Annotated in this window: 11 protein-coding genes; 6 read left to right on the plus strand and 5 right to left on the minus strand. The window is 46.9% G+C overall.

From position 1 onward, the window contains the following. Window positions 1-22: 22 nt before the first annotated feature. Window positions 23-649 (minus strand): uracil phosphoribosyltransferase, encoded by a 627-nt coding sequence (upp, locus tag Pcarn_RS10205; RefSeq protein WP_261833764.1) that lies wholly within the window; start codon window positions 647-649, stop codon window positions 23-25. A 184-nt stretch (window positions 650-833) separates the two neighbouring features. On the opposite strand from upp, the gene purM reads away from it, so the two are divergent. The 3 genes from purM to Pcarn_RS10220 all read left to right on the plus strand — a co-directional run bounded on the left by purM (window position 834) and on the right by Pcarn_RS10220 (window position 3,666). Continuing rightward, window positions 834-1,874: a phosphoribosylformylglycinamidine cyclo-ligase gene (gene purM, locus Pcarn_RS10210; RefSeq protein WP_261833765.1), complete on the plus strand. Its 1,041-nt coding sequence runs from the start codon at window positions 834-836 to the stop codon at window positions 1,872-1,874. A gap of 2 nt (window positions 1,875-1,876) precedes the next feature. Further along, complete coding sequence (gene purN, locus Pcarn_RS10215; RefSeq protein WP_261833766.1) at window positions 1,877-2,458, plus strand: phosphoribosylglycinamide formyltransferase; 582 nt, start codon at window positions 1,877-1,879, stop codon at window positions 2,456-2,458. A 167-nt stretch (window positions 2,459-2,625) separates the two neighbouring features. Beyond that, window positions 2,626-3,666: a trypsin-like serine protease gene (locus tag Pcarn_RS10220; protein WP_261833767.1), complete on the plus strand. Its 1,041-nt coding sequence runs from the start codon at window positions 2,626-2,628 to the stop codon at window positions 3,664-3,666. Here Pcarn_RS10220 and Pcarn_RS10225 read toward each other — a convergent pair. Continuing rightward, window positions 3,663-4,511, minus strand: coding sequence for a class II glutamine amidotransferase (locus Pcarn_RS10225; protein ID WP_261833768.1), 849 nt, complete (start codon window positions 4,509-4,511; stop codon window positions 3,663-3,665). The genes Pcarn_RS10220 and Pcarn_RS10225 overlap by 4 nt on opposite strands. 24 nt (window positions 4,512-4,535) lie before the next feature. Further along, entirely contained in the window at window positions 4,536-5,114 is a 579-nt protein-coding gene (lpcA, locus tag Pcarn_RS10230; protein ID WP_261833769.1) for a D-sedoheptulose 7-phosphate isomerase, read from the minus strand. Between the two features lie 266 nt (window positions 5,115-5,380). On the opposite strand from lpcA, the gene fadE reads away from it, so the two are divergent. After that, complete coding sequence (gene fadE / locus Pcarn_RS10235; protein ID WP_261833770.1) at window positions 5,381-7,828, plus strand: acyl-CoA dehydrogenase FadE; 2,448 nt, start codon at window positions 5,381-5,383, stop codon at window positions 7,826-7,828. A gap of 36 nt (window positions 7,829-7,864) precedes the next feature. Here the strand turns inward: fadE and dnaQ are convergent, their stop codons facing one another. Then, window positions 7,865-8,587, minus strand: coding sequence for a DNA polymerase III subunit epsilon (dnaQ, locus tag Pcarn_RS10240; RefSeq protein WP_261833771.1), 723 nt, complete (start codon window positions 8,585-8,587; stop codon window positions 7,865-7,867). Window positions 8,588-8,904: 317 nt separating this feature from the next. Here dnaQ and rnhA point away from each other — a divergent pair, with 317 nt between their 5' ends. Then, complete coding sequence (gene rnhA, locus Pcarn_RS10245) at window positions 8,905-9,372, plus strand: ribonuclease HI (RefSeq protein ID WP_261833772.1); 468 nt, start codon at window positions 8,905-8,907, stop codon at window positions 9,370-9,372. Here rnhA and Pcarn_RS10250 read toward each other — a convergent pair. Continuing rightward, window positions 9,335-10,087, minus strand: coding sequence for a class I SAM-dependent methyltransferase (locus tag Pcarn_RS10250; protein WP_261833773.1), 753 nt, complete (start codon window positions 10,085-10,087; stop codon window positions 9,335-9,337). The genes rnhA and Pcarn_RS10250 overlap by 38 nt on opposite strands. Before the next feature lie 38 nt (window positions 10,088-10,125). Between Pcarn_RS10250 and gloB the strand changes: the two genes are divergently transcribed. Then, a complete protein-coding gene (gene gloB, locus Pcarn_RS10255; RefSeq protein WP_261833774.1) occupies window positions 10,126-10,884 on the plus strand; it encodes a hydroxyacylglutathione hydrolase in 759 nt (252 codons plus the stop codon). Window positions 10,885-10,927: the final 43 nt, after the last annotated feature.

The raw sequence follows: 10,927 nt of genomic DNA on the forward strand, positions 1-10,927 counted from the left end.
GGAGTGCGCCTTGACTTTATTCTTACTTAGTACCGAAGATTTTATCGCCCGCATCGCCAAGACCAGGAACGATATAACCCTTATCGTTTAGGCACTCATCGATAGCTGCAGTGTAAAGCTCAATGTCTGGATGTGCCTTTTCTAGTGCTTCAATACCTTCAGGTGCGGCTACTAGAACTAGCGCTTTAATGTTCTTACAACCTGATTCTTTTAGAAGATCGATAGTTGCAATCATAGAACCGCCAGTTGCTAGCATAGGGTCAACAACCAGAGCGATACGCTCATCGATGTTTGACGCTAGCTTGTTGAAGTAAGGCACAGGCTCTAGGGTTTCCTCATCACGGTAAACACCTACAACGCTGATCTTTGCACTTGGCATATGCTCAAGCACGCCGTCCATCATGCCAAGACCTGCACGAAGGATAGGCACTACAGTTACCTTTTTACCCTTGATTTGGTCGATCTCTACTGGGCCATTCCAGCCTTCAATAGTTACTCGCTCTGTCTCAAAGTTTGCTGTTGCTTCGTAGGTTAGTAGGCTACCTACCTCAGTCGCCAACTCGCGAAAACGCTTAGTACTGATGTCCCCTTCACGCATCAGACCAATTTTGTGTTTAACAAGTGGGTGCTTCACCTCAACGACTTTCATCTCTATCTCCAGAAAACGTAACTATAAACCTGTGAATTATATAACGAACAACCATAAGTATGCGAGCACAGTCGCATGCTTCCTTTTATAAAAAATAACTGCGCAAACGTTTGCTATTGCGACTTGACCCTTGTTAGAATAGCGCCGATTTTTCTTCCCTAACTATTTATTCGAGGACTTTCCCGTGAGTGGTAACAAGGCTTCTCTTAGCTACAAAGACGCTGGTGTAGATATCGACGCTGGCAACGCACTGGTTGACAAAATTAAAGGTGCTGTAAAGCGCACTCGTCGTCCAGAAGTCATGGGTGGCATCGGTGGCTTTGGCGCATTGTGTGAACTACCAACTAAATACAAGGAACCTGTACTGGTTTCTGGTACGGATGGTGTGGGCACTAAACTGCGTCTCGCTTTGGACATGAAAAAACACGACACCATCGGCATCGACCTAGTTGCTATGTGTGTTAACGACCTAATCGTTCAAGGTGCTGAGCCTCTATTCTTCCTAGATTACTACGCGACAGGGAAGCTCGACGTAGACACAGCTGCAGACGTAGTTGCAGGTATTGCCGAAGGTTGTGTACAAAGTGGTTGTGCACTGATTGGTGGTGAAACTGCTGAAATGCCAGGCATGTACGAAGGCGACGACTATGATGTTGCTGGCTTCTGTGTTGGTGTTGTTGAGAAACAAGAAATCATCGATGGTACTAAAGTAGCGGCTGGCGATGCACTTATCGCAGTTGGTTCAAGTGGCCCACACTCAAACGGCTACTCACTAATCCGTAAAATCCTAGAAGTTTCTGAAGCTGACCTTAGCCAAGACCTTGAAGGTAAGACTCTAGGTGAGCACCTACTAGAGCCAACTAAGATCTACATTAAGTCTGCTCTTAAGATGATCGAGAAGCACGATATCCACGCTATCTCTCACATCACAGGTGGTGGCTTCTGGGAAAACATCCCACGCGTACTTCCTGAAGGTACTAAAGCGGTTATCGACGGTAACAGCTGGCAATGGCCTACCGTGTTCAACTGGCTACAAGAGAACGGCAACGTCACAACTCACGAGATGTACCGCACCTTCAACTGTGGTGTTGGCCTGATCGTCGCTCTACCACAAGACCAAGCTGAAGCGGCTGTTGAGCTTCTAAAAGCTGAAGGCGAGAACGCTTGGGTTATCGGTCAGATTGCACAAGCTACTGCTGAAGAAGAGCAAGTAGAGATCAAGTAACGATGAAAAAGATCGTCGTCCTAATTTCAGGGAATGGAAGTAACCTGCAGGCAATCATAGATGCTTGCGCTAAGGGCGAAATCGATGGTCAAGTCAGTGCGGTTATCAGTAACCGCACTGATGCTTACGGCCTAGAACGCGCAAAGCAAGCGACGATTCCATCTCATACTCTTTCGCACAAAGATTACTCCGACCGAGAGTCTTTTGATGCTGAGGTAATGAAGATCATCGACACCTACCAGCCTGATCTAATCGTTCTCGCTGGCTATATGCGTATCCTGAGCGAAGGCTTTGTGAACCGTTATCTTGGTAAGATGATAAACATCCACCCTTCCCTGCTACCTAAGTATCCTGGCCTCAATACTCATCAAAGAGCTATAGATGCTGGAGACAGTGAACACGGAAGTAGCGTGCACTTTGTTACCCCTGAACTCGATAGCGGCCCTATCATAGAGCAGATAAAGGTAGCGATAGAGCCACAAGAGAGCGCTGAATCTCTAATGGCAAAGGTGCAAAAGGCAGAGCATCAACTCTACCCTAAGGTAGTGCAAGACATCTTATCCGGCCGAGTAACTTGGCAATAGACGATAAAAACAGGCTTCAAGCCTGTTTTTTTGTGCCAAAAGAAATGCGTCAGATCACATCCAAAAAATAAACCGTACGCTAGTTTATTGTTGCATATGGAAACCAACTTTAAGTAAGCGGTAGTCTTTGTTTCTTTGTCACCTGGGGGGGAGATAAGGAAACTCAAATGAACTTGAAATCATTTTTTGCTATTACTTTTGCAAGTTTTGCATCAATAGGTAGCGCTCAAGCTGATGGAAATTCAGCATACATAGTCAATGGTATAAATGCCGATGTGGATCAGTACCCTTCTTTTGTGAGCCTTTACGTTGATCCAACTGGCTACCTTTCTGATGATAAATATTTCCCCTATTGTGGCGGTGTATTGATTGATCCAGAGCACATTCTTACCGCAGCTCACTGCATCTATGGCGATGACCTAACCCAACTCTATACCTCGGTTGTTTTTAAGCCACAGCACGAGATTCATCATCACCCGCAACACCACGGTTTTAGCCGCAGAGTCTCAGATATCTATTATCGTAAAGACTATGTTGACTCGGTGCGCCAAGGGCTACCAAATGATATTGCGATCCTCAAATTAGAGGCGCCGAGACAGGTTGGGGAAATCGTGGGATGGGATAGATACGAAACTTACCGACAAGACTTGAATAACCTTTTTGTAGCTATCGGTCATGGTAATACCTCCCAAGACGAAAAGAATACAAACTATCTACAGAAGGTAAACCTAAATCTCGTTACTAACGATACCTGTCGTTTACAGTATGGGGATAAGATCCTTGATTCTCATATCTGTTTTACTGGCTATTACAACCAGTACTCTGGACTTTTGAATTCAACCTGTAATGGTGACTCCGGTGGCCCTGTATATGGAAGAAGGAACGGTAGAAATGTTCTAATCGGTATTACTAGCTTCGGCCCTAAAAAATGCGGTGACCCAAACTACCCTATAACCTCTGTTTTCACTGAAGTTGCAGACTATGCCGATTGGATTACCGACATTCTCAACAATCAGATAGACCCAGATATTACTGTTCATCTAAGAACTGAAGAGAAAAACCGATTAGAAGGTGTTGTAGAAGTAGTTAGTAAAGAAACTCAAAGTGTTGAGCCTCAAAAAGGCAAATCGAGTGGCGGTAGCTTAAACCTTATCTGGTTGGCCTTGCTTGGTTCCACAGCGGCTCGTCGCCGAGCCACTATAAACTAATCTTCAAGGGCCTCTGTTGGTGCCTGACTTTTTGGCTTGGCTTCCGCGTAAGCGACATCAATCAGCGCATCGGCATTACCGCCGATCAGCTCGCCATTCCTAAACAGGGTGAACTCCCCTGGTTTGAGCCTGTGCCACACCTCATCATCAGTTAGAGGCTGTGTAGCAATCACAGAAACCACATCATTAGGCGTGGTTTCTTCTTGGAAGTTAATAGTCACATCCTCATCGATGAGACTCGCCTTACCAAATGGAGCGCGACGCGTAATGTAATAGAGGTGATTAGTGCAATAAGCCAACACGTATTCACCGTCGGACAAGAGCATGTTAAAGACACCTAGCTCTCGCAACTCATCACACAGCTCAACCAGGTACTTGAACGCTTGCTCCATATCCTCAGGTGGCTGCGGGTAGCGCTCCTCAAGCTTGTCGAGTAGCCAGCAAAATGCTTTTTCACTGTCGGTTTTACCCACAGAGCGGTGACGCACTACCGGCAGGTCTTGATACCCTGTCAGTTGGCCGTTGTGAGCAAAGGTCCAATAGCGCCCCCAAAGTTCTCGAGTGAACGGATGGGTATTCTCAAGGTTCACCGCCCCACGGTTGGCTTGACGGATATGACTTACTACCGCACAGCTCTTGATAGGTAGGTTTTGAACGAGGTCAGCTATCTTAGAGTCACAGCTCGGGTTCGGATCCTTGAAGGTGCGAAAGCCCTTACCCTCATAAAAGGTGATCCCCCAGCCATCTTTATGCGGACCAGTGTTACCACCACGTTGCATCAGACCGGTAAAACTAAAACAGATATCTGTTGGCACATTTGCGCTCATGCCAAGCAGTTCACACATAACTCTCTCCTACCCGATTAGCGATTAAGCTTCCATCTCTTTTTCAATCAGCTGGATAATAATGTGGATGATCTTGATATGTATCTCTTGAATACGATCGGCGTAACCAAAGTGTGGAACACGAATCTCAACATCAGCCAAACCAGCCATCTTGCCACCATCTTTACCCGTTAGGGCGATGGTTTTAATTCCTTTTTTCTGCGCTGTCTCGATAGCCTTTAGCACGTTAGCTGAATTGCCTGATGTAGATAGTCCAAACAACACATCGCCTTTTTGGCCTACTGCTTCAAGGTAACGAGAGAACACAAAGTCATAACCGAAGTCGTTACTCACACAAGAGAGATGACTTGGATCCGAAATAGCAATACCAGGATAGCCTGGACGGTTTTCGCGATAGCGACCCGTTAGTTCCTCAGCAAAGTGCATAGCATCACAATGAGAGCCACCGTTACCACAAGATAGTACCTTACCACCTTGCTTAAAAGAGTCAGCGATAAGCTTTGCCGCCTTTTCAATCTGCTGAATGTTTTTTTCATCACTGATGAAGGCTTGCAGCACTTGTGCCGCCTCGGTTAGCTCACTCTTTATTAGGTCCTGATACACAGCGTTCTCTCCCTTTAGGGTATTTTGATTTTGTTACATCGAATGTAACAAGAAACCTTGATTAGTGTCGAGTATCCAACACCCATATTTAGCACCTCAAAACAGACGACTGAACAGATTTTCATCAAACCATCTATCGATTTAGATCACAAAAACAAACCAACTAGATTCACAATATTTTAACAATTGAGATACCATTTTGATCTGGTTAGACCTCTTACCTATATTATAAGTATCTGGCTTCACAATATGGAGAGCCCAAAATCATGGAATTGCTTGTCGCTTTAATCACCCTATTAGGCACGGCTTCTGTCTGTCTTTATCGAAGAACCAGCCTGTTCAACTGTTTTTTAGCAAGTACCGCAGCTCTAGTCCTCGCTAGCGTCTTCGTAGGTTTTTCACTACTTGCCTGGTTAGTACTGCTGGCAATATCCGCATTCATGATGTTCGATGAATGGCGACAAAAAACCGTTTCTAGCAAGATCTTAAGCGCATTTCGCAAGGTTCTACCTCCTATGTCCCAAACTGAAAAAGAGGCCCTCGATGCGGGCACAACCTGGTTTGAGGCAGAACTCTTTCAAGGTAAGCCAGATTGGGAGTTTCTAAAGAAGGTCGAGAAATCAGTGCTTACCGCAGAAGAGAAAGCGTTTCTTGATGGCCCGGTGAACGAATTGTGCGCCATGATCAATGATTTTGAGATCACTCACGAAATGGCTGATATGCCACCAGAGGTATGGCAGTTCCTCAAAAAGCACAAGTTCTTCGCCATGATCATTGAAAAGAAATATGGCGGTTTAGAGTTTTCAGCGTACGCACAAGCCCTTGTACTGCAACGCCTTGCAGGTACATCGATTGTGGTTGCTTCAACCGTAGGTGTCCCTAACTCTCTAGGCCCGGGTGAACTGCTTCAAATGTACGGCACCAAAGACCAGCAAGATTATTACCTACCAAGATTAGCCGAAGGCAAAGAGATCCCTTGCTTCGCACTCACTAGCCCTGAGGCAGGTTCCGATGCCGGTGCCATCCCAGATTTCGGTGTAGTGTGCGAGGGGGAATGGAAAGGTAAGAGTGTGCTTGGGATGAAGCTTACTTGGAATAAGCGCTACATCACCCTAGCACCAGTCGCGACCGTACTTGGCCTAGCCTTTAAACTACGAGACCCAGATGGATTGTTAGGTGACGAGCAAGATTTAGGCATCACCTGCGCACTTATCCCAACTAACCTTGACGGCGTCAAGATCGGACGTCGCCACTTCCCACTCAACATTCCGTTCCAAAATGGACCTACCCAAGCACAAGAGCTATTCGTGCCTCTCGACTTCATCATAGGTGGTCCGAAAATGGCGGGCCAAGGATGGCGTATGCTTGTGGAATGCTTGTCTGTGGGAAGGGCGATCACCCTACCATCTACCAACACAGGTGGGGTGAAAACCAATGCCCTGGCTATCGGCGCCTATGCTCGTATTCGCCGCCAGTTCAAACAGCCTATTGGTCAAATGGAGGGGATTGAGGAGCCATTGGCACGCATTGCAGGTAGTGCTTACCTACTTGAGGCAGTAAACTTGCTTACCATGAGTGCCATTGACCAAGGTGCAAAGCCTTCGGTTATTTCAGCAATTGTTAAATACCACTGTACCCATCTAAGCCAAAGAGCCTCTATCGACGCAATGGATATTGCCGGCGGTAAAGGGGTCATGCTTGGCCCATCAAACTTCCTTGCTCGTGGATATCAAGGCGCACCAGTCTCTATCACCGTAGAGGGGGCAAATATTCTGACTCGCTCCTTGATGATCTATGGTCAAGGCGCGGTTCGTTGTCATCCATATGTGCTAAAAGAGATGGAAGCGGCGCACTCTACTGACGCCAAAGCGTTAGCCGATTTTGATAAAGCTCTGTTTGGTCACGTTGGTTTTGCAATGAGTAACCTAGTGCGAAGCCTTACCTTTTCAGTGACAGACGGCTTGGGCTCATACAGCGCCGTGAAAGGGCCCACTAAGCGCTACTATCAGAAACTCAACCGCTACAGTGCGAATCTAGCCTTTCTTTCAGACATCTCTATGCTGATGCTAGGAGGTTCGCTGAAACGCAAAGAGCGTATGTCCGCCCGTCTTGCAGACATGTTGAGCCAGCTCTATCTATGCTCTGCTGTCTTGCAGCGCTTCGAGCAAGACGGCCGCCCTGCAGAGGACTTACCGCTGGTGCATTGGGCTGCGCAAAACAGCCTGCATGAGCTTGAATCTGCTATGCATGACTTCCTGAGCAACTTCCCTGTCAAATGGGTAGGTGCATCACTAAAAGTTCTACTAATGCCAATTGGTCGCGTCCGTAAAGCACCGAGTGATAAGCTGGATAGCAAGCTAGCACGTATTCTACAAACCCCGAATTCGACTCGTACACGTTTGGCGCGTAACCAATACTTAGAGCCATCGAAACACAATGTTCAAGGCCAACTTGAATTGGCGCTCACAGTGATATTGCAAGCTGAACCTATCTTCGACAAGGTGTGTACTCACCTACAGACCAAGCGTGCCTTTACTCGCCTAGACCTAATCGCGAAAGAGGGATTGGAAGCAGGAGCCATCACTCAAGAAGAAGCTGAAGTACTGCTAGAAGCGGAAGAGCATAGAATGCGCTCTATCAACGTGGATGATTTTGAACCTGAAATGCTAAGCGCCGGGGTTCAGACTCCAGAGGCGATTAGACAAGCCTCTTAAATGACAAAACGCCTTGCTAAGCAAGGCGTTTTTTTATTACCAGTTCAGGTCTTCGCTAACCAACTTGAGTCGTTCACTATGGGCGACTAGTTCTTCATCTGTAGCTCTAATGACCTTCAATTTTCTGCCCCCAGCCGCACGCGTAATACCTTGGGCTTGTCCTGCGGAACTGCCATTAGCGCTAGCAAACTCCAAGTCTGTTTGGCCACCCGTCATCGCAAGGTATACGTCTGCCAGAATCTCAGCATCGAGCAATGCGCCGTGAAGCACACGTGCGGAGATGTCTATGGTGTAATGCTTTGCAAGCGAGTCTAGGTTTTTACGACTCGGCATGTTTGGCATGCGTTTAGCCATAGCCAAGGTATCGGTGATCTGACAGTGATCCGCCGTTTTACCTATCGCCGGATCCAGCATGCTGAACTCGTAATCCATGAAACCGACGTCAAAGGGCGCATTGTGAGCCACCAGCTCTGCACCATCGATAAACTCAAGAAACTCTTGGTGTATCTCTTTATAGTCTGGCTTATCTAGCAAAAACTCATCGGTAATACCGTGGACCGTAATCGCATCGGGTTGGATCTCACGATTAGGCTTAATGTAGACGTGAAAGTGACGACCCGTAAGCTTACGGTCGATGATCTCAACCGCACCTATCTCGATGATTCTATGGTTAAGGTAAGTAGGGCCACCCTCGCGGTTCATACCTGTGGTTTCGGTATCGAGCACCACGATACGATGTGATTTGTTGCTAGTATTCATAAATAAAACTGTGTCAGACTATGGCATCGGCTAAGGATTAGGGTCTGAAGACCTTATGAGTTCGTTTTTGTAGCGAGTTGTTCGGCTTTTATACAAGGCAGACACTTTTAGGTGTAGTGGTTCTACATGAAAAGTGTCTAACGCGGTAGAAATGCCGAACAAACGCTACCCAAAGGGCTCGGCCAGAAACGATTTACTCTTTGTTGAGCCCCTTTTGCTTAGATGACTAGGCTACAAGGTTCTCGCCGCGATTAAATCGTTTCTGACTCGAGCAAAATTCAAACGCAGAAGGTCATCAGACCCTAATATACCAAAACATGCTCAAACAAGTTGAAATTTTCACTGATGGTTCCTGCTTAGGAAACCCAGGTCCTGGCGGATATGGGATTGTACTGCGCTATAAAGGGCACGAAAAGCAGATCGCCAAGGGTTTTGAACGCACCACCAACAACCGTATGGAAATGATGGCCGCAGTAGAGGCACTCAAGCTCCTTAAAGAGCCTTGTGAGGTGGTTTTGACCACAGATAGCCAGTACGTCAGACAAGGCATCACACAGTGGATTCATGGTTGGAAAAAACGTGGCTGGAAAAAGGCTGATAAGAAGCCCGTTATCAATGTCGACCTGTGGAAAGCGCTAGATTCTGAAGCCCAACGCCACAAGATCGAATGGAAATGGGTGAAAGGTCACGCCGGGCACAGAGAGAACGAGATCTGCGATGAAATCGCTCGTGCGGCAGCAGACAACCCTACCGATGTCGACACTGGCTATCAGGAGTCGGCTTAACCCTATAGTTAACGCTCACTGGGGATAATCGACGCTTTAATTTCCAGTGAGGCTTTATCGGTTTAAGCGGATAAGTACGCTTTCGCGCCACGATGAAATAAAGGCTACAAAACGGTGCACTCCAATCGCCGAATGCATTCTCCATCCAAGTCCAGATAGCCCTTTGCTTCTTTGCCGGAATCATGGCGTAGCTATCCAAATGCACCACCTGGTAGTTCAATACACTCAGCCAATCTTGCACTCGGTATGGGGTAAACATTCGACCACTCCATGGCAAGTTATGCTTTCGCCATGGCATCAAGCTATTCAAGCCGGTCAAACTGATAGGGTTAAAGCCAGTCAGTATCAGATAGCCATCGTCTATCATTACCCTATCCACTTCACGAAGTAATCTGTGAGGGTCTAAGCAGTAGTCCAACTGGTGCGCCATCAGTACCACATCTATGCTTTTTTCTAGGAACGGAAGGTCGTACGCATCGGCCACAATATTGTGAATAGGATTAACACTATCGAGATTAATTTGGTGCTGAATGTTGCAGTTGCAACTGGTAAGCTCGGAGCTTAACCCGCCCACTTTAAGCATATGGTAGCCAAACAGCTTAGGACACCACTCATCCAAACGTGTTTGAATAGTATCGAACACCCAAGCGTGCTTAGGCAGTTCTGACCACGAGTGTGGTTGCTCTATTTTTCGGGATATACGAGCGGGTCGCATTCAATGGCCGTCCATAGCTCAATCAAAGGAACTTTTTAATGTTAGTAGTAAAAAGCATACCTGCATTTAACGATAATTACATCTGGCTGATTCACAATAACCAAGGTGAGTGCGCCGTGGTCGATCCGGGCGATCACCAACCAGTAATCAACTACTTACAACAGCATGAGCTCACATTAAGCACCATACTTATCACTCATCATCATGCAGATCATGTAGGCGGTGTGGCTGCTCTAAAGCGCGCTTATAAAGATGCCAAGGTGGTAGGCCCAACTAAGGATGCTGTCGCTGGATTGAGCCAGTCCGTTCAGCAGGGTGACAGTTTTGAGCTATTCGGCGAAACCTTCGAGGTTTTAGACCTTCCGGGTCATACCCTAGGTCATATTGGATACCTTGCCGATGAAAAGCTATTTTGCGGAGATGTGCTTTTCTCCGCTGGCTGTGGTCGCGTCTTCGAAGGCACTCCAGAGCAGATGTGGAGTTCACTATCCAAACTGGCCAGTTTAGACTCTAAGACTCAGGTGTTTTGTGCTCACGAGTATACCGCCAGCAACCTAGCCTTTGCCCTAGCCGTAGAGCCAGGAAACAGCGAGTTACAAAAATATCGCGACAAGGTAAACCAACTGCGAGGGCAACAGAGACCGACACTTCCAAGCACGATCGGTCTAGAAAGCGCCATAAATCCTTTTCTTAGAGTGACGCAGCCGGAGATTATGGATTCGGTGCGTAATAAGACTGAAGATTTGAGCCCGCTCGGGGTATTCACTGCGCTTCGAAAATGGAAAGATCACTTCTAATTGTATACACTCATTCGAATTTTCCGCGAAAAATAGAGTTATA

The sequence above is a fragment of the Vibrio ishigakensis genome (assembly GCF_024347675.1).
Classification (GTDB): domain Bacteria; phylum Pseudomonadota; class Gammaproteobacteria; order Enterobacterales; family Vibrionaceae; genus Vibrio; species Vibrio ishigakensis.

What these genes read in the sequence shown, in the direction of transcription:
- purN (WP_261833766.1), top strand. Translation starts at nt 1,877, where the DNA reads ATGAAAAAGATCGTCGTCCTAATTTCAGGGAATGGAAGTAACCTGCAG.
- Pcarn_RS10250 (WP_261833773.1), bottom strand. Translation starts at nt 10,087, where the DNA reads ATGCGACCCGCTCGTATATCCCGAAAAATAGAGCAACCACACTCGTGG.
- Pcarn_RS10220 (WP_261833767.1), top strand. Translation starts at nt 2,626, where the DNA reads ATGAACTTGAAATCATTTTTTGCTATTACTTTTGCAAGTTTTGCATCA.
- gloB (WP_261833774.1), top strand. Translation starts at nt 10,126, where the DNA reads ATGTTAGTAGTAAAAAGCATACCTGCATTTAACGATAATTACATCTGG.
- rnhA (WP_261833772.1), top strand. Translation starts at nt 8,905, where the DNA reads ATGCTCAAACAAGTTGAAATTTTCACTGATGGTTCCTGCTTAGGAAAC.
- Pcarn_RS10225 (WP_261833768.1), bottom strand. Translation starts at nt 4,511, where the DNA reads ATGTGTGAACTGCTTGGCATGAGCGCAAATGTGCCAACAGATATCTGT.
- upp (WP_261833764.1), bottom strand. Translation starts at nt 649, where the DNA reads ATGAAAGTCGTTGAGGTGAAGCACCCACTTGTTAAACACAAAATTGGT.
- fadE (WP_261833770.1), top strand. Translation starts at nt 5,381, where the DNA reads ATGGAATTGCTTGTCGCTTTAATCACCCTATTAGGCACGGCTTCTGTC.
- dnaQ (WP_261833771.1), bottom strand. Translation starts at nt 8,587, where the DNA reads ATGAATACTAGCAACAAATCACATCGTATCGTGGTGCTCGATACCGAA.